The sequence below is a fragment of the Idiomarina ramblicola genome (assembly GCF_003987255.1).
Classification (GTDB): Bacteria; Pseudomonadota; Gammaproteobacteria; order Enterobacterales; family Alteromonadaceae; genus Idiomarina; species Idiomarina ramblicola.
This window is the reverse complement of the sequence record NZ_PIQC01000005.1, coordinates 1-17967: the sequence shown is the minus strand read 5'-3', so window position 1 is coordinate 17967 and position 17967 is coordinate 1. Positions and strand designations below refer to the sequence as shown.

Annotated in this window: 20 protein-coding genes and 1 riboswitch; of the genes, 13 read left to right on the top strand and 7 right to left on the bottom strand. The window is 46.2% G+C overall.

All coding sequences use genetic code 11. The features are described from left to right. Positions 1-42: 42 nt before the first annotated feature. Positions 43-161: riboswitch (TPP riboswitch) on the bottom strand. Positions 162-207: 46 nt separating this feature from the next. Next, the gene (locus CWI78_RS07405; RefSeq protein WP_126781751.1) at positions 208-1002 is read right to left on the bottom strand and encodes a hypothetical protein; all 795 of its coding nucleotides are present in this window, start codon (positions 1000-1002) and stop codon (positions 208-210) included. Between the two features lie 88 nt (positions 1003-1090). On the opposite strand from CWI78_RS07405, the gene CWI78_RS07400 reads away from it, so the two are divergent. Beyond that, positions 1091-1747, top strand: a complete 657-nt coding sequence (locus CWI78_RS07400) for a Fe2+-dependent dioxygenase (RefSeq protein WP_126781749.1) — start codon at positions 1091-1093, stop codon at positions 1745-1747. A gap of 21 nt (positions 1748-1768) precedes the next feature. Here the strand turns inward: CWI78_RS07400 and CWI78_RS07395 are convergent, their stop codons facing one another. Genes CWI78_RS07395 through CWI78_RS07385 form a run of 3 tightly spaced genes read right to left on the bottom strand, consistent with a single transcriptional unit; the run spans position 1769 to position 3287 of the window. Continuing rightward, positions 1769-2191: an MAPEG family protein gene (locus CWI78_RS07395; RefSeq protein ID WP_126781747.1), complete on the bottom strand. Its 423-nt coding sequence runs from the start codon at positions 2189-2191 to the stop codon at positions 1769-1771. A gap of 22 nt (positions 2192-2213) precedes the next feature. Beyond that, positions 2214-2951 carry a ZIP family metal transporter gene (locus tag CWI78_RS07390; RefSeq protein WP_126781746.1) on the bottom strand — a complete coding sequence of 246 codons (738 nt, stop codon included), beginning with the start codon at positions 2949-2951 and terminating at the stop codon, positions 2214-2216. Positions 2952-2984: 33 nt separating this feature from the next. Beyond that, positions 2985-3287, bottom strand: a complete 303-nt coding sequence (locus CWI78_RS07385) for a putative signal transducing protein (RefSeq protein WP_126781744.1) — start codon at positions 3285-3287, stop codon at positions 2985-2987. Positions 3288-3397: 110 nt separating this feature from the next. On the opposite strand from CWI78_RS07385, the gene CWI78_RS07380 reads away from it, so the two are divergent. Further along, a complete protein-coding gene (locus tag CWI78_RS07380) occupies positions 3398-3664 on the top strand; it encodes a DksA/TraR family C4-type zinc finger protein (protein ID WP_126781742.1) in 267 nt (88 codons plus the stop codon). A 1-nt stretch (position 3665) separates the two neighbouring features. On the opposite strand, the gene CWI78_RS07375 is transcribed toward CWI78_RS07380, so the two are convergent. Together CWI78_RS07375 and CWI78_RS07370 are read right to left on the bottom strand one after the other, a co-directional pair. Beyond that, a complete protein-coding gene (locus tag CWI78_RS07375; protein WP_126781740.1) occupies positions 3666-6155 on the bottom strand; it encodes a bifunctional diguanylate cyclase/phosphodiesterase in 2490 nt (829 codons plus the stop codon). 40 nt (positions 6156-6195) lie between these two features. Beyond that, positions 6196-6924 (bottom strand): sulfite exporter TauE/SafE family protein, encoded by a 729-nt coding sequence (locus CWI78_RS07370; protein ID WP_244213094.1) that lies wholly within the window; start codon positions 6922-6924, stop codon positions 6196-6198. A gap of 86 nt (positions 6925-7010) precedes the next feature. Here CWI78_RS07370 and ftsB point away from each other — a divergent pair, with 86 nt between their 5' ends. From ftsB to rpoS, 9 genes are all read left to right on the top strand, one after another. Continuing rightward, entirely contained in the window at positions 7011-7292 is a 282-nt protein-coding gene (gene ftsB / locus CWI78_RS07365; RefSeq protein ID WP_126781736.1) for a cell division protein FtsB, read from the top strand. A gap of 29 nt (positions 7293-7321) precedes the next feature. Then, positions 7322-8077: a 2-C-methyl-D-erythritol 4-phosphate cytidylyltransferase gene (gene ispD, locus CWI78_RS07360; protein WP_126781734.1), complete on the top strand. Its 756-nt coding sequence runs from the start codon at positions 7322-7324 to the stop codon at positions 8075-8077. Next, on the top strand, positions 8074-8553 hold the full coding sequence (gene ispF / locus CWI78_RS07355) for a 2-C-methyl-D-erythritol 2,4-cyclodiphosphate synthase (protein ID WP_126781732.1): 480 nt from the start codon (positions 8074-8076) through the stop codon (positions 8551-8553). Before ispD ends, ispF begins: the two co-directional genes overlap by 4 nt. Continuing rightward, positions 8553-9605 carry a tRNA pseudouridine(13) synthase TruD gene (gene truD / locus CWI78_RS07350; protein ID WP_126781730.1) on the top strand — a complete coding sequence of 351 codons (1053 nt, stop codon included), beginning with the start codon at positions 8553-8555 and terminating at the stop codon, positions 9603-9605. Before ispF ends, truD begins: the two co-directional genes overlap by 1 nt. Further along, the gene (gene surE / locus CWI78_RS07345) at positions 9602-10354 is read left to right on the top strand and encodes a 5'/3'-nucleotidase SurE (RefSeq protein WP_126781728.1); all 753 of its coding nucleotides are present in this window, start codon (positions 9602-9604) and stop codon (positions 10352-10354) included. The genes truD and surE overlap by 4 nt, the downstream gene beginning before the upstream one ends. After that, positions 10354-10995, top strand: coding sequence for a protein-L-isoaspartate(D-aspartate) O-methyltransferase (locus CWI78_RS07340; RefSeq protein ID WP_420809841.1), 642 nt, complete (start codon positions 10354-10356; stop codon positions 10993-10995). Before surE ends, CWI78_RS07340 begins: the two co-directional genes overlap by 1 nt. Beyond that, positions 10992-11576 (top strand): YqaA family protein, encoded by a 585-nt coding sequence (locus CWI78_RS07335; RefSeq protein ID WP_126781724.1) that lies wholly within the window; start codon positions 10992-10994, stop codon positions 11574-11576. The genes CWI78_RS07340 and CWI78_RS07335 overlap by 4 nt, the downstream gene beginning before the upstream one ends. After that, on the top strand, positions 11576-12493 hold the full coding sequence (locus CWI78_RS07330; protein ID WP_126781722.1) for a peptidoglycan DD-metalloendopeptidase family protein: 918 nt from the start codon (positions 11576-11578) through the stop codon (positions 12491-12493). The genes CWI78_RS07335 and CWI78_RS07330 overlap by 1 nt, the downstream gene beginning before the upstream one ends. Positions 12494-12571: 78 nt before the next feature. Next, positions 12572-13543 (top strand): RNA polymerase sigma factor RpoS, encoded by a 972-nt coding sequence (gene rpoS / locus CWI78_RS07325; protein ID WP_126781720.1) that lies wholly within the window; start codon positions 12572-12574, stop codon positions 13541-13543. Positions 13544-13571: 28 nt separating this feature from the next. On the opposite strand, the gene mutS is transcribed toward rpoS, so the two are convergent. Further along, positions 13572-16157 carry a DNA mismatch repair protein MutS gene (mutS, locus tag CWI78_RS07320; RefSeq protein ID WP_208642040.1) on the bottom strand — a complete coding sequence of 862 codons (2586 nt, stop codon included), beginning with the start codon at positions 16155-16157 and terminating at the stop codon, positions 13572-13574. Between the two features lie 30 nt (positions 16158-16187). On the opposite strand from mutS, the gene CWI78_RS07315 reads away from it, so the two are divergent. Both CWI78_RS07315 and recA read left to right on the top strand, forming a co-directional pair. After that, entirely contained in the window at positions 16188-16694 is a 507-nt protein-coding gene (locus CWI78_RS07315; RefSeq protein ID WP_126781718.1) for a CinA family protein, read from the top strand. 99 nt (positions 16695-16793) lie between these two features. After that, the gene (recA, locus tag CWI78_RS07310) at positions 16794-17900 is read left to right on the top strand and encodes a recombinase RecA (protein ID WP_126781716.1); all 1107 of its coding nucleotides are present in this window, start codon (positions 16794-16796) and stop codon (positions 17898-17900) included. Positions 17901-17967 lie beyond the last annotated feature (67 nt).

Here is a 17967-nt window from a genome sequence, read left to right as displayed (position 1 = left end):
GTGTTGAAAGGAACACCAGCGCAGAAAACGACGGTTGTGTCATGCTGATGCTCTCTTGTTCCCTTCGCAGGTATTAGCCTGATCAGGTTCAACGGATCCCGCAATTGCGGTCTCAGCCAATTACTTACTAAATAAAGTAATCGGCACTCCGACAAGATTCCTTTTTAGTGGAACAAAATCTTAGAGCGAATGCAACTCATCCAATGCTCAAATACTACGAGCTTCTAACTCAATACGAGATGCAGCCCCGTATATTTTACTTGGGTCGCCCTTGAATTTGCCTTCAGGTGTCGTGGTAGGCCAGAGATTTTCAAGGTTCTTGATGACCTGACGGGTTTCGCTAATCGCTTCTTCTGCTTTTTTAGCTTCTTTATCGTTAATGCGACTTAACCGCTCAAGAGCAATCTCTTTAAATCCCATGGCATCCTGATATTCGTGTACGTTGGCGACCTCGTCATTCTGGATACCAATGGCATATTCGTCAGCGGCAACCATGAGCATTGATGAAACGCTCAGTATCACGTCCTTAGCGGACATGTTAGCAATAGGTTCATTCGTACTAATAGCGTCCAGAAGTGCGTTGTAGTTACTCATAACAACGTCTTTGTCCTGGTCATTAATCACGCTTTCTGCCAACGTATTCAAAGGTTCAGCGAAACCAGGTAAGTCACGGGCATCAAAGGCCTCAGTCAGTCCAGTGTATAGTTCGTCGCCGGGGTGCTTCATATGAGTTTTCGCCATTTCAATGTGGCCTTGCTCATAAAGTTTCATACCGACCCACAAGTGACCACGGATAAAGCCTAGCTGCGCCAGAAAGGCCGTGTCGTTAGTGTTTAGATCAATTTCAGGAGCCGCCATCTCGCCTTCAGCCATGGGAGCCGCCGCAAACATAGCGGGTGCTGCACTTGGTTGAGTGAGAGGCGTCGCGGATACTTGTGATGCTGCTACAGTGGTGGCAAGAACACTGCCAACACCCAGCCAGATTTTTTTCTTTTCAAACATAGAAAAACCTTAGTAAGCTTTTTTGAAAGAGTGAACTCCTGTATATTTGCAGAAATGATAACTATTCGCAAGTTAGAAGTGTGGAAGTATGATATTACAAATCAGCAATGCCATTGATAAAGAGACCGTTAACAGTATTGTTTCAGGTCTGGACGAAAGCCAGTTTAGCGAAGGGAAAACAACGGCTGGTTGGGCGGCAAAGGATGTTAAAAATAATCAGCAACTATCAGGTAAGAAATCTCAGGCCGCCACGGAGGTATTGCTGGACAGGCTTCAGAAAAATAGCTTGGTGCAATCAGTTATGCGGCCAAAGCAAGTGGCTCGCGTCAGCATTAATCGATACCAGCAGGGGGAATACTACGGCACGCACATGGATGATTCCTTAATGAATGGAGTAAGAACAGATATTTCCTTTACTCTGGGTCTGTCACCACTATCTGATTTTGAGGGCGGAGAATTAGTCATTGAAGATGCGAGTGGGGAAAGAAGCTGGAGACTAGGGCAGGGAGATATCCTGATGTATCCAAGTCATTACCTCCATCGGGTTAATTCGGTAACAAAAGGGGAAAGACTGGCGATGATAGGTTGGGTACAGAGCTTAGTGAAACAGCCTTCCCACAGAGAACTACTGTTTGATCTGGAGCAATCCCTAAAAGCCGAGTTTGATGCCAATGGTAAATCTGAAAACTTTGATCGTCTGACCAAAGTTTTTCATAACCTGCTAAGAGAATGGGCTGATGTATAATCAGCCCATTTAGCAGAATAGTTAGATGAGAGTTATCCCGCACAAAATCAGTAACGCGACGTTGGCTGCCAGCCCAATCATAAAGAAATAACTACGGGGGCTTGGATTTTTCTCGGTGGCAATCTTGTAGTAGAGAATCATGTGAATTAAACGAGCAATGGCGAATACCCAGATAAACAAGCCAGTCCAGAACGCGCTGGTGCCGATGAAAAAGGCAAGAAATACCGTTCCCAGCATCAATGGGTAGTTTTCCAGTGAATTCATTAAGGTGCGGTGAGCACGAAATACAAAAGATGAGTGACTGAGCGAGTCATCAATTTTTCCGGGGACAGCCCCAGGTTGTTTTGCTTTCTGACCGCTGGCGATAAGCCATTGAACCAGCAAAATGACCAGTGCAATGAGCACACCCCAATAAGCCATAGTATAAGTTTCACTTCCGTTCATGTTTTATGTCTCCTTTTAAAAATTAAGCGAGGGTGTTTACCCAGCCAATGATAGCAATACCAATTATTATCATAATAAACTGCCTAACGGATGAGGCTGGATTATGTTGTCGTTGCAGTGTTGGAATAAGATCGGCTGCTGCAATATAAATAAAGCTTGAAGCTGAAATTGCTAATACATAGGGCACAGCGGCATTGACCTGAGCAAGCCAGAAATAAGCGATTAAGGCACCTGGAATGGCCGTTAATGAGGCCAAACTGTTTAGTAAGAGCGCTTTTTTCCGCTCGTATCCGCTCTCCAGTAAAATAGCGAAGTCGCTGACTTCTTGTGGTATCTCATGCGCTATGATAGCTACCGCGGTGGCAATGCCCAAAGGCACTGAGGTGAGAAAAGCCGCGGCAATAACGACGCCATCGGTAAAATTATGTACGGCATCGCCAATAAGAATTAGCGGGCCAGCGCGCTCGTGAGGGTCGCAGTCGCGGTCGCGGCAGTGACGCCAGAGAATCAGTTTTTCAACGACGAAAAATAGGACAATACCGGCCAGTACACTCGCCGATACCTGATAGCCTTCAGCAAGTTCTAAGGCGGCGGGAATCATCCCAAGAAAAGCCGCGGCCAGCAGGGTGCCGGTGGCGAAACTCATTAAGCTGGGCGTTAATAACTTACGAACACTGTGCGGGAAGGTCAGAAACAGGCCTGCGCAAAAGATAGCACCTAAGCTGCCTAATAACGTAAAGCCGAGAACCCATAGCAGCATATTATTAAATCCCTTAGTTATACTTTTAGTTAGTTAAGCCGGACTTCCACAACTCCAGCAGACTTCGAAAGCGGCTCCGTTAACTTCCTGACAGTTATTACAGCGCCAGTCGTTACCTTCAGCCTGTTCCGCCATTTTCTCAAGCAACGCATTGGCTTTTTCCAGCTGAATCTCGTCGACAAGCCAAAGCTCAGGCCAGGTGTCCAATGGCGCCAGATCACCCGCCGCACCACTGGAGAACTCGTTCTTCATGACGGTTTCAATACCTTCCATTTGCAGTAAGTTACGGGCGTTTTCCACTAATAGTTTGTTTTCGTGGGTATAAATAAGTTTCATAAGCCCTTCTTTTAAGTAAAGCCTGAATAGCAATTGTTTTTTACGTTATAGTTAATGTATCAGACTCAGCGCTGGTTTGTTTTCTCCATTTTAACGATAAGGAGCTGGATATGGCGGGTGGCTGGTCACATGACGGGGCCGTACAGGAACAGATTGATGCCAGTACAGAAGATGAGGTGAAGCGAGTGCGGAGCCGTTTATCTGGCGGTGAAAGCCTGCAATACTGCGAGGAATGCGGCGAGCGTATTCCTGAGGCTCGCCGTAAAGCTATTACTGGTGTGCGTTTATGTATTGACTGCCAGGCTGAACTGGACAAGAAAAGTTCAGATACGGGCGGTTTTAATCGACGAGGAAGTAAAGACAGCCAACTTCGATAGGCTAGGGTACCGTTGCGCTTGCTGAAAATTCCGCTTCAGGTACGGGCTTACTAAACAAATACCCTTGAAACGTATCGCAGTTTAGTCCGGAAAGGTGAGTAAACTGCTCGGGCGTTTCCACACCCTCGGCGACAATATTCAGTCCCAGACTCTCGCCTAACTGAATAATGGTATGAACAATCTGTGCTTTTTCTGCACTATCTAACATATTGCGCACAAATGAAACATCAATTTTCAGGGTGTCAAAAGGTATCTGCATAAGGTAAGAAAGCGAGGAGTAGCCAGTCCCAAAGTCGTCTAACGCAAAATTGACACCAATTGCTTTCAGGCGTTTTATTCTGTTTGTAACGCCTGAAATGTTGTCCATCAGCAGGCTCTCAGTTAACTCAAGTTTGAGCCGGTGAGGAGCGATTCTGTGCTTTTCTATTAAATGCTGAACTTGTTCGACAAATTCAGGTTGCTGGAATTGTTTGGCGCTAACGTTAATCGATAACTGCATACCTGCTTTGTCTGGCTCCTGTTGCCATTTTTTGAGAATTTCGCAGGCGTGTTCAGTAATCCACTGACCTAAAGGAATGATCAAACCAGTTTCTTCTGCCAAAGGGATGAAATCCGCTGGAGAAATAAAGCTACCATCACTTTGCGGCCAGCGAAGGAGTGCTTCTGCACCGACAATTTTGGCTGATGAGCCAACCTGAGGCTGCAGGTAAAGTTCAAACTCTTGCTGTTCAATGGCCTGACGCAACTGCTTTTCAAGTTTCACTCGTTTGCTGACTGCGTCGGCAAATTCCTGATGAAACAGTGACACTTCTGCAATACCTTTACGCTTTGATTGCGATAATGCCAGCCCGGACTGAGTCATTAAGGTTTCAGCATTTGAGCCGCTGTCATCAAAAGTTGAGGCACCGGCGCTAAATGAGCAAAGGTGTGTGTAACTGTTGAGTTGATACGGCTGCTGAAGCTGCTCTTGTAATTGGTAAATTCGGGTTAGCAACTGCTGTTTCACATTGATGGCATTACCGCCTTTCAGACCCGTTAAGACAATGGCAAATTCGTTAGCACTTAAGCGAGCTAAAAATGAGCGACTTTTGGTTGAGTTCTGAAGTCGCTCAGCCACTCGTTTCAATAATAAATCGCCCATATCTGAACCTAACGTGTTGTTAAGTATCTTGAATTTATCAATATCGCAAAGGATTAAGGCGCCGTTTTCGCCCCCTTTCTTATAAGCTGCCAGTTCTTGCTGAAGGTGGTCTAGTAGGGAACGGCGGTTTGCTAATCCGGTCAAGGCATCATTATAAGCCAGGTTACGAATACGCTCACTGGACTCCACCTCTGTGGTTATATCCGTTAAGGTGGCGACAAAGTGTCGTTCTGTTTGCTCGTGATAACGAACTTCGGAAATACTTAAACGCACAGGAAATGTCACCCCGGAACGCTTTTTAACGTCAACTTTACCGTGCCAGGCTGTTCCGCTGGCTAGTGTGTGTTGAATATCGTCCAGTAAGGTGCCCGCATTCTTAATATAGTGCTGAATATCGAGTTTGTTTGTTTTAATCTGCTCAAGGTCATCTCCCGTTAACCTGGCAAAAGCCTTATTAGCCAGAAGAACACGGTTCTCTTCATCAAATAGCAGCAAGCCGTCGTCAATAGCACTGATGACTTCATAAAGTTGCTCGGCCGACATTTGGGCTAACTTTTGTTGCTGTTGAATACGCCGGTCGATTTTTGTAGCGACTATTGCCATAAATGCGCTGAAGCAAGAGCCAATTCCGACGCCATATGCAAGCCAGTTACTGTGTCCGGTGAAGAGCGTTGTGGACTCGCCAGTTGGATAAAAGTTTGCGGCTATCATGGCGGTGTAATGCATGCCAGATATCGCCAGAGCCATTATAGCGGCAACGATGAGTTGAACGCGGCGTCGTCTGGCTAGTGTCATTTTGTCGGTATGCTGATAGCGGCGGTAAGTGAGTAGCGCGATAATGCCTAAAGAAACAGCGATAATAATTGAGAAGAGAAACCAAAGCGGATCATAGCGCAAATAGGCAGGCATCATCATTGCGGCCATGCCGGTGTAGTGCATAAGACCGATACCGGCACCCAGAACGGTTCCGCCGATAAGCGTTGCTCGTACTGACGGCGATGAGGTCTGCCCTTTAAGGGCGATGAAGCTACCGACTATAGCTGGAATAATCGACAGTAAAGTTAACAGGACTCCGTGACTCATCGGCAGATGTAGCTCAAATGCGAGCATGCCGATAAAGTGCATACTCCAGACGCCTATTCCGGCAATAACTGCGCTTACAGCCAGCCAACTGTATCGGCCAGTACGGTGCTGGTAAATTGCTACACGTTCAAGTGTCAGAATAGCGGTATAAGAGGCCAACAGAGCGACACAATAAGACAGCACAACCAGCACCGGATTATGAGTCCCGATGAGGGAATGCTGGGAAAATTGGCCCAAATCGAAAAATGAATACAGAATTTCTTGCATAGCTTAAACTTTACCAGAGAGGAACCCGAGTGTACTAAGATTATTTGATACTTTGCATTACAACACTTAGGCCGGAAAGTATCATTAAGACTAAAGTCAACTGCCTGAAACGGCGCTCTGATACATGGTGTTGCAGCTTCTGACCGACACTAGCACCTATAAGCGCGCAGGGTAACAAGGCGAGTATCAGATAAAAGTGAGGTTCTGCATAAATGTGCTGGCGCGAGAAGTTTGCAACATTCGCAATAGCGATACAGCAGAAAAACAGACTGAGCGTGGCGCGAAATTGTTGCTTAGGGATGCGGGCATTTGCGAGAAACAGGACAATAGGTGGTCCACCTAAAGTCATTAAGCCATTAAGCAAGCCTGACCCTGTGCCAACGGCAATGTGACCAGGAGTGTGCTCAGCGGTTGGTAGCTGTTTTCCACTGGCTAAAATAACTGCGACGGTCAATATGACAAAACCAAGGGTGAGTTTAATAAAGTGCTCATTGACGGTTAATAGCAAAGAGCCTGACACTAAAGAAGCGATAACTCCTGACACGATCAGCCACTTCCATTGAGATGGGCGTGCAGCTTCGCGATTTTTCCAGTAGATCCAACCACCAACGACAATATTAATGACAGATAATGCCGGGGTTAAAACACTAATAGGAAACCAAAGTGCAAGAATGGGAACCGCTAATAAACCGGAACCAAAACCACTGACTCCCTGAAGTAAAGCAGCGAAAAAAAACACGACTGCAGCAGCGAAATACTCCAAATGCACCTCTTTTGTCTCTAAATTCTGAAAACGGCTTTTCAGTCACGCGAATAGTCTTCATAATGATAACAGGAAAAACAACGGAGCTGAGCATGCGGGTGACTCTGGTCGTGTTGTTGGCCTTGTTCCTTGCGTTACAATACCGTCTGTGGTTTGGGAAGAATAGCCTACCGGACTATTGGCGGTTGCAGCAAGAAGTCAGCAATCAGAAAGCAACAAATGAAAACCTGGAAAGGCGCAATCAACTGATTTACGCAGATATTGAAGACTTGCGTGAAGGTGAAGACGCGCTGGAAGAACGTGCTCGTAATGAACTGGGGATGGTGAAGAAAGATGAAGTTTTCTTCCGTCTTGTTCCTGATCGTAACCCGTAGCGTGGGAAGGCAACTAGGTGAATAGTGCGATGAAAGCCTCCGTGAGCAATGACCCCCCGTCGTTAATGGCTGTGATCCCGGCCGCCGGTAATGGTAGTCGAATGCAATCCCGCGTACCGAAACAGTTTCTAACCGTAGCTGACAAAACGTTGCTAGAGTACAGTATTGAAGCTGTGTGTCGGGATTCTCGTGTAGAACAAGTGTTTATTGCGGTTTCAAACCCAGACACTGATTACTTTGTTGAACTTAAACAAAAGCAGCCAACCAAAGTGCACTTTGTAAAAGGCGGAAACAGCCGGGCTGAGTCTGTCTTGGCCGGAATTAAAGCGGCAACGTCGCAAGGTGCTACTCATGTTTTAGTTCATGATGCCGCGCGCCCTTGTTTACCAGAAACTGCCCTAAAGCGTGTTATTGATGAGGGATTAAAAGACCCTCAAGGTGCGATTTTAGCTATTCCTGTAAGAGACTCATTAAAACGTGCTGTCGTTTCGTCCCAAGGTGATAAAGGAAGCGCTCATATTGAGTCCAGTGTTGAGCGTGAAGCGCTATGGCAAGCTCAGACCCCACAAGTTTTTAATGCCGAACGCCTGCAGCAGGCGATTGAGCATATGGGGGCGCTTAATCCTCAATTAACCGATGAAGCATCGGCTATGCAGTGGTGTGGCTTTCAGCCTGCGTTGATCCCGGGTTCTATCCGTAATTTGAAAGTGACTCATCCGGAAGATTTTGAATGCGTTCGTGATTGGTTACTTGTGATAAACAATAAAGAGGAAAGTCGTTCATGAAAATCCGTGTCGGACATGGTTATGACGTTCATCGTTGGGGATCAGAAAAACCACTCATTCTGGGTGGTGTCACTATTGAACATGGTCAGGGACTGTTAGCTCACTCTGATGGTGATGTGGTTTTACATGCAGTGACAGATGCTGTTTTAGGCGCTTTAGCTTTGGGAGATATCGGACAACACTTCCCGGACACCGATGCTCGCTATGCGGGAGCAGACAGTGCAGAATTGTTGAGCCATGTGGTGAGTCTATGCCAGCAAAGAGAATTCCGAACCGGTAATATTGACGTGACTATTGTTGCTCAGGCTCCGAAAATGGCCCCTCACATTGAAGACATGCGAGCCAGCATCGCCCAGTGTTTGAAAACCTGTGTTGATAACGTCAATGTAAAGGCTACAACAACCGAAAAATTAGGCTTTGTGGGACGTGAAGAGGGTATTGCCTGTCATGCGGTTGTGCTGATGGAGTCGCTTTAATGTTGGCACCTCAACAAGTCACTCCTGCTGAGTTGCCGCGTTTACATCATGGTGTCCGGGCGCAGGCTGAATTTAAGCAGACCCCGCAAGATTTTCAGGTTATTGAACAACTGGAAGTTGCTGATGATGGCGAAGGTGAACATCAGTGGCTTTGGGTCAGAAAAGAAGGCGCGAACACTAACTTCTGTGCAGAAAAAATAGCGCGATTCGCAGGTGTATCTCCTAAAAATGTCAGCTATTCGGGGTTAAAAGATCGGCAGGCGGTAACCTGGCAGTGGTTTTCAATTCAATTGCCTGGCAAAGAAACATTGAACTGGGATGAACTGAACGACAAGGAAATGTCGGTTGAGCGGGTGATACGCAGAACAAAGAAATTAAAGACCGGCTTCCATCGAGGGAACCGATTTGTTATTCGGTTAGCGAATGTTAGCTCCCGGGAGTCGCTAGAAGCTTTATGGAAAAAGGTTTCGGAGCAGGGTGTTATTAATTATTTTGGTGAACAGCGTTTTGGGCGAAGTGGTGATAATGTCGCTCAAGCTGAGCGCTGGTTGATGGCTGAACGCCCAGCACGTATCAGTAAAAACAAGCGGAGTTTGTATTTATCTTCGTTACGAAGCTATTTATTTAACCAAATTGTGGCCGAAAGAATACGCCAGTTTGGCATAGATGGGAGGCTTGCAGGTGATTGTGTCATGCTAGAAGGCTCGAAATCGGTTTTTACTGTTGAACAATGGGACGATGAACTCACGCAACGCTTATTAAATAATAATATTTACTTAACCGCGCCTTTAGCCGGAAGTACCAATAAGCCTTTAGTAAAGGGCGAGGCAGAAGCGTTTGAATTGAGTTTGTTGCAACCCTATGAAAGCTGGTTGCAGGCGTTTAAAAAGCTGCGCGTGGAGGCAGCCCGTCGAGCTTTGCTACTGCGCGTAGAAGATCCGGAAATCAGCTGGCAGGACGGCGACGCCGAACTTCGTTTTACGCTTCCGCCGGGAGCTTATGCAACGACCGTATTAAATGAAATAGTGGACCTAAGTGGTGAATCCAGATGATGAAAATTTTATTAAGTAACGATGATGGAGTGCATGCGCCGGGTATTCGAGCGCTCTATCAGGCTTTAAAAGAAGTTGCTGAAGTTAGGGTGATAGCACCTGATCGTAACTGCAGTGGTGCCAGTAACTCACTGACACTCCATAATCCCTTGCGGGTACGCCGGCTGGATAATGGCTTTTATTCAGTTAATGGTACGCCAACGGACTGCGTTCATTTAGGCACAAACTCGCCAATGGCTGAAGACGTTGATTTGGTCGTTTCCGGTATTAATGACAGTCCCAACATGGGCGATGACGTTCTGTATTCCGGGACGGTAGCAGCGGCAATGGAAGGGCGTTTCATGGGGCTTCCTTCTATTGCGGTATCAATGGGCGGCCGCGGGCATGATTACTATGATACCGCTGGGCGAGTTGTGGCAGAAATTATTGCCAGTATGGAGAATGACCCTCTGAGATTAGATACGGTCCTCAATATTAACGTGCCTTATACAACCTACGATAAGTTAAAGGGCACCCGGGTGACTAAGTTGGGTCGCCGGCATCGTGCTGAAACCATGGTTCATGACCGTGATCCCTTTGGCAGCGAAATATTTTGGTATGGCCCAATTGGTCATCATGCCAGTGACGAACCTAACACCGACTTCACCGCGATTCATGAAGGTTATGTATCCATTACGCCGTTAAGCCTGGATATGACGGCACAGCGGCATACCGACACACTGACTAACTGGTTAGAACAACAAAAATGATGATTAGCAATGGACAGTCGCGGGTCAAGCGATTGATTCAACAACTGGAAGAACTGGGTATTACCAACAAAGAGGTGTTACGGGTTATAGCGAATACCCCAAGGCACCTATTTATGCCTGAGTCACTTGCTCATAAAGCTTATGAAAATACGGCGTTACCCATTGGTAACGGACAGACCATTTCTCAGCCGTTAATGGTTGCGACAATGACGCAGTTATTGATGCAGCATAACTGTAAAAACGTACTTGAGATAGGTACTGGGTCGGGTTATCAGACAGCAGTGTTGGCACAGTTAGTTGATAAAGTCTTTAGCGTTGAACGCATCGCCACATTGCAATATCAGGCCAAGCGACGTATGCGCCAGCTCGATTTGCATAATGTTTCGATGCGTCACGGTGACGGCTGGAAAGGCTGGCGCAGTAAAGGTCCGTTTGACGGTATTATTGTTACGGCTGCAGCAAGCGATATCCCTCAGGATTTAGTTGATCAACTTGCCGATGGTGGCGTGATGATTATACCTGTTGGTGAACAAAATGAGTCACAAAGCTTGGTTGTGATGCGCCGTTTTGGTGATTCACTTGAACAACAACGTATTGGCGATGTTCGTTTTGTGCCTTTAGTTAAGGGAGATGTCATTTGAAGTTGTTCTCAGCGTTGTACGATAAAGTATTATCATGGGCACAACATCCCAGAGCGAACATTATTCTTGGCTTATTAAGTTTTGCTGAGTCCGTTATTTTTCCAATCCCTCCGGATGTCATGCTGGCGCCAATGGCGATGACTCAGCCGAAAAAAGCCTGGCGGCTGGCATTTTTAACCACAGTTACCTCGGTAGCGGGCGGTATTTTGGGCTATTTTCTGGGCTACTGGGCGTATGAGTCATTGGTACTGCCAGCAGTCGAAACCTTTGGCTACGAAAATAAACTGTCAACTGTGCAAGGATGGTTTGCGGAGTGGGGGGTATGGATAGTTTTTATTGCCGGGTTTTCGCCTATTCCCTATAAATTATTTACCGTCACGGCCGGGGTTATGCAGATAGCCTTTTTCCCTTTTGTTATTGCATCGGCTATTAGCCGCGGAATGCGTTTTTATCTGGTCGCCTGGTTGTTACGCACCGGTGGCCCGGAAATGGGTGTAAAACTTCGTGAATATGTTGACCGTATTGGCTGGACACTGGTAATACTGGTTATTATCGGGTACGTAATAGCGCAATTGGTATAATGATGTTTTTATCGTCCGGGGCAATCAAGCAATCGATATTATTGATTTTTGCCATAACTCTGCTTCAGGCATGCAGCGGCCGCTCGGCACCTGCGCCTGTTGACGAGCTGTATACCGGAAAAACCTACCGCGATTTTGAGCCTAACTCACTGAACGATAAAGAGTATGAAGTTCAGACCGGAGAAACCCTCTACTCAATTGCTTTCAGAGCGAACCTCGACGTCCAGGATATTGCTCAAATCAATAATTTACAAAAACCTTACACTATTTATCCAGGGCAAAAATTGAGTTTGGTGAGTAAGCCACAACGCGGCGCCACCTCAGCCAGAAAGGCACAGCGAACGACTAGTGCAAAACAGAATAATAAAACCTCTGATAACGCACAAAATAATATAAAAACCCCCGTTGCTAATACTGAACAGAAAGAGTATGGTCAAAAAACAAACACAGAAAAAACGGTTGCAAAACAAACCGATAAGAGTCGTTCGAGTCAGTCAGCGCAGCGAATTGAACGGCCTGAGGTCGCGCAACCCGGCAATGATAAAATCGTTTGGAAATGGCCTTCGACCGGCCAAATATTGGCTGACTTCTCGTTGCGTGAGCAGGGCAATAAAGGAATTGATTTTGCAGGCGAGCGTGGTGATTCAGTAAATGCTGCGGCTGCAGGAAAAGTGGTTTATGTTGGAAACGCACTACGCGGATTTGGTAATTTAATCATTTTGAAACATAACGATGATTTTATTACTGCCTACGCCCACAATGAGGACATTCTAGTCGAGGAACAAGATTGGGTGGACGTAGGTGAGACAATTGCCCGAATGGGTGATTCAGGAAGTCCGCGGGTGAAATTGCACTTTGAAGTTCGTTTCCGTGGTAAGTCGGTAAACCCGAGGCATTACTTACCAAAATCTCGCTAGTTATGTGGGAATAATAATAACAAGATAAGGAAGTCGACGTGTGTTGTAACACGGTGTTCAGTATAACGGGAGCTTGTTATGAGCCGTATAAAGGAAGAATCAGTCGACAATGTAGAGGAAGTCAACGAGCAAGAAGCTATTGTTGATAGTCCTGACAATTCCGCTGAGGAATTGGAAGAGGCGTTATTATCGTCATCGACGCAATATCAAAAAAAGATGGATGCAACGCAGCTGTATTTGGGTGAAATTGGTTTTTCTCCTTTGCTTACTGCTGAAGAGGAAGTCTTTTACTCTCGTCGCGCTCTAAAAGGCGATAAGGCTGCTCGCCGCCGAATGATTGAAAGCAACTTGCGTTTAGTTGTGAAAATAGCCCGTCGTTATTCTAACCGAGGGTTACCCCTATTAGATTTAGTTGAGGAAGGTAACTTGGGGCTAATCAGAGCGGTAGAAAAGTTTGATCCTGAACGTGGGTTCCGTTTCTCAACTTACGCCACCTGGTGGATACGACAGACAATTGAACGCGCCATTATGAATCAAACGCGTACCATTAGGTTGCCCATTCATGTGGTTAAAGAACTTAATGTGTATCTCCGTGCTGCCCGTGAACTGGCTCATAAACTGGATCATGAGCCGACTGCCGAAGATATCGCAAAAAGCCTTGATAAGCCGGTAGGTGATATTACTAAAATGTTGCGCTTGAATGAACGTATCGGTTCGGTCGACACGCCTATTGGTGGTGACAACGATAAAGCGCTGTTGGATATCTTAACGGATGATGCAGATACAGGGCCGGAAGGTGTCTTGCAGGATGAAAATCTGAAAGGCAATATTACGGAATGGCTGGAGTCTTTAAACCAAAAACAAAGGGAAGTGCTTGCACGTCGTTTTGGTTTACTGGGATACGAGCCATCGACCTTAGAAGATGTTGGGCATGAAATTGGCCTGACGCGAGAGCGAGTAAGGCAAATTCAAGTAGAAGCTTTGCGTAAATTACGAGACTCGTTAAAACAGAAAGGCTTAACGCTCGACTCTTTATTTACTGCTAGGTAAAGGCTAAATTTTTATAAAAAGCTCAACCTCAGGTTGAGCTTTTTTGTTTCTGTTGCCATTGGTAAAGAATATCCAGTGCTTGCCTTGGAGTGAGATCATTTAAATTCAACTGTTCTAACTCATTAAGCATGGGGTTTTGTTCTTCTGGTGGGGTGAGCTCCATAGTCTGCTGTTTTGGGTCATTTAAAGCGCCATGATGGGTGTGCTCAAGCTCCGATAGTTTCTGTTTGGCTTTCTTGATGACATGCTCAGGAACCCCTGCCAATTTGGCAACTTGCAGACCGAAACTTTGACTGGCCGCACCCGCACTGACTTTATGAAGAAACGCAATGGTGTCACCATGCTCTTTTGCATCAACGTGTACGTTGACTGTCGCTGGTAACTCTTCGGCAAGTTCCGTTAACTCAAAGTAGTGGGTGGCGAATAAGGTCAAACACTGTAACTGACGGGACAGGTAATCAGCGCAAGACCAGGCTAGAGATAAGCCATCATAAGTTGACGTGCCGCGACCAATCTCATCCATCAGTACCAGGCTTTTTGCCGTGGCGTTGTGCAGAATATTGGCGGTTTCCGTCATTTCTACCATAAAGGTGGAGCGGCCTGAAGCTAAATCGTCGGACGCTCCTATACGGGTGAAGATGCGGTCAAAATCACCAATAACGGCTTTATCAGCCGGCACATAGCAGCCCATATGGGCCAGAATCACAATTAAGGCGGCTTGCCTCATGTAAGTTGATTTACCGCCCATATTGGGGCCAGTGATCATCAGCATGCGTTGTTGTGGCGTTAGCGACATAGGGTTAGCGATAAAGGGTTCGTCACTTAATTGCTCAATAACAGGATGACGGGCGGCTTCCAGCTCAATTAGGCTACTGCTTTCTTGCAGTTGTGGGCGGCAGTAGCGGTAATTATCAGCCAATTTGGCAAAACAGCATAAGGTATCGAGTTGTGCTAAACCGGCAGCACTTTTTTGTAGCGCATTTACCTGCGGCAGCAAGTATTCAAAAAGTTGGTCGTAAAGCCATTTTTCTCTGGCCAGAGAGCGTGCCTGGGCGTTTAGAACTTTGTCTTCGTGTTGCTTCAACTCGGGAATAATAAAACGTTCAGTATTTTTAAGTGTCTGACGGCGCTGATAATCATCTGGTACGGCGTCTGATGACTGTCGACTGACTTCAATAAAGTAACCGTGAACTCTATTGTATCCGACTTTGAGTGTGGCAATACCGCTTCGTTCCCGTTCACGCTGCTCCAACTGCTTCAGGTAGTCGGTAGCACCAGTAGCAAGATCGCGCAATTCATCAAGCTCTTTATCATAACCTTTGGCAATAACACCGCCATCGCGAATCAATAACGGGGGCTGTTCAATAACAGCGCGTGTTAATAAATCCACAACGTCCGGAAAAGGTCGGATGTTTTGTTGTAGATAATTGAGCGAATGGTGCGATAGAGAATCGCGAATATCAGGTACCTGAGCCAAACTGTCACGTAAACGGGCAAAGTCTTTTGGCCGTGCGCTTCTTAACCCAATGCGGGCAACAATACGTTCGATATCAGCTAATTTCTTTAATGCTGACTGTATATTTTCAAAGCCATGATTTTCCATTAGAGCGTCCACAGCATCATAACGTTGATTTAGCTCGCTATGGTTGCGAATAGGGCGTTGCAACCAGCGTTGAAACTGGCGGCTGCCCATTGCTGAAACGGTTTTATCAAGAACCGCAGAAAGGTGAGTGTTCCCCTCTCCCATGCTTTGTTGCAGCTCGAGGTTTCTGCGTGTGGCCGCATCCAGAATTATGGCGTCCTGAGGGTGTTCGGTGACCAAAGCCTGAATGTGAGGTAAGGCGGCTCGTTGAGTTTCCTTAACGTAGTGTAAAATAGCTCCGGCGGCGGCCAGCGTAGGCTCGCTATTTTTAATACCGAAACCTTCTAAATGTTGGGTTCCAAACTGCCGGGTCAATAGCATAAACGCGGTTTGTTGTTCAAACTCCCAGGCAGGGCGGCGCTTGCATTTAGCTTTTGCCAGAGGCAGCCCGGCCAGCGAAATGGACTCAGGATAAAGCAACTCGGCGGGTTCCAGGCGCTGCATTTCTGCCGCGAGCTGTTCGCTCGAATGGGCTTTTGTTAACCAGAAACGACCGCTACTCAATTCCAGACTGGATATAGCGTATTCACCCTCAGGTTGTTTGGGATCCAACGGACATATGGCCACAAGCAGGTTTTGTTGCTTTTCGGTTAACAGGGATTCATCAGTTACGGTTCCTGGTGTGACAATGCGAACAACTTTTCTTTCCACCGGTCCTTTGCTGGTCGCGGGGTCGCCTATTTGTTCGCAAATGGCAACGGATTCGCCCATGTTGACCAATCGTGCTAAATAATTCTCTACCGCGTGATAGGGAACTCCCGCCATTGGAATAGGCTCTCCATTACTTTGTCCGCGAGCCGTCAGAGAAATATCCAGTAGTTGTGCTGAACGCTTGGCGTCCTCAAAAAACAGTTCGTAAAAGTCCCCCATGCGATAGAATAAAAGCATGTCAGCATGTTCTGCTTTTATGCGTAGGTATTGCTGCATCATTGGGGTATGTGATTGGATCTGTTTATCAGAGAATTCAGGCATAATCGATTATTCTTATCTGGAGCCAGTGTTATGTTAGCAACTACGGCGATTGCGCCGCAAACCTTTGAACTCGCGGAACAAGTCGGTGTTTGTCTACAGCTGAAGCAGCAGACAGTTTGCACCGCAGAATCTTGTACCGGAGGAGGAATAGGATACGCTATAACCGAAGTTGCGGGAAGTTCTGCTTGGTTTAATGGTGGATTAATCACCTATACTAATGCGCTTAAGCAAAAGCTGTTATCGGTTGAACCGAGTGTGCTGGAAAAGTACGGAGCGGTATCTGAAACTTGTGTTCGGCAAATGGCTAAAGGAGCCATAGCAGCATGTGATGCCGACTGGAGTATTGCAGTGAGTGGTGTTGCAGGGCCTGCAGGTGGCACAGCCGATAAACCAGTGGGTTTGGTTTGGATGGCGATTGCGAACAAGGAAAAGTGCTGGGTATGGTCTGATAACTTTGATGGTGACCGCACCAAAATTCGCTTGCAAACGCTAGATTCAGTTTTAAGAAAACTTATAAATCTAATTGAATTACAGTGACTTAGTTTTGTTTTAGTGAAAAACTCTGAACAAAACTTGATACTGTAAATGTGTACAGTATACTGTTTATAAAACCAGTAATTAATAACGGAGCTTATAATGAGCAATGATCGTCAAAAGGCGTTAGATGCAGCGCTCGGACAAATCGAACGTCAATTTGGTAAAGGTTCTATCATGCGTCTGGGCGATAACCAGACCCTGGATATTGATTCTGTTTCAACCGGTTCCTTAGGGCTGGATATTGCTCTTGGTATCGGCGGGTTACCTTTTGGCCGGGTTGTAGAAATTTATGGTCCTGAGTCTAGTGGTAAAACAACGATGACTCTGGAAGTGATTGCCGAAGCACAAAAAATGGGTAAAACCTGTGCTTTCGTTGACGCTGAGCATGCCCTGGATCCTATCTATGCCGAAGCGCTAGGCGTTAACGTCGATGACTTGTTAATATCGCAGCCAGATACCGGAGAACAGGCTTTAGAAATTTGCGATATGCTGGTTCGTTCCGGTGCTGTTGATATTGTGATTGTTGACTCAGTTGCTGCTTTGACACCAAAAGCAGAAATTGAAGGTGAGATGGGTGACAGCCACGTTGGCTTGCAAGCTCGTCTGATGTCACAAGCTTTACGCAAGTTGACTTCGAACATTAAAAAATCGAACACCATGTGTATTTTCATCAACCAAATCCGGATGAAAATTGGTGTGATGTTTGGTAACCCTGAAACAACCACGGGTGGTAACGCACTGAAGTTTTATTCTTCTGTTCGTCTGGATATTCGCCGCACCGGTGCGTTGAAAGAAGGTGATGAAGTTGTCGGTAACGAAACCCGCGTTAAAGTGGTAAAAAACAAGGTTGCTCCACCGTTTAAAGAAGCGCATTTCCAAATTTTATACGGCAAAGGCATTTCTAAAGAAGGTGAGTTGATAGACCTGGGTGTTAAACACAAAATGGTTGATAAAGCGGGCGCTTGGTACAGCTATAACGGCGATAAAATTGGCCAGGGTAAAGCTAACTCAATGAAGTTTTTGCAGGACAATCCTAAAATTGCCGATGAGTTAGAAGGTCGTATTCGCGAACTGTTGTTGTCGAAACCAGAAAAGAGAACAAAAGAAATTCGTGAAGCTGAGCGCGCTGCAGCGAAAGAAGATGCAAAAAGCGAAACCAAGAATGAGAAGAAAAGTAGTGAGAAAGATGACATTAGCTTGTCATAAGCTCATTCATTTTGTTGAAGCTAACGAAGCCGGAGTAAATGAAGTGACCCCCAATAGTTGGACATTC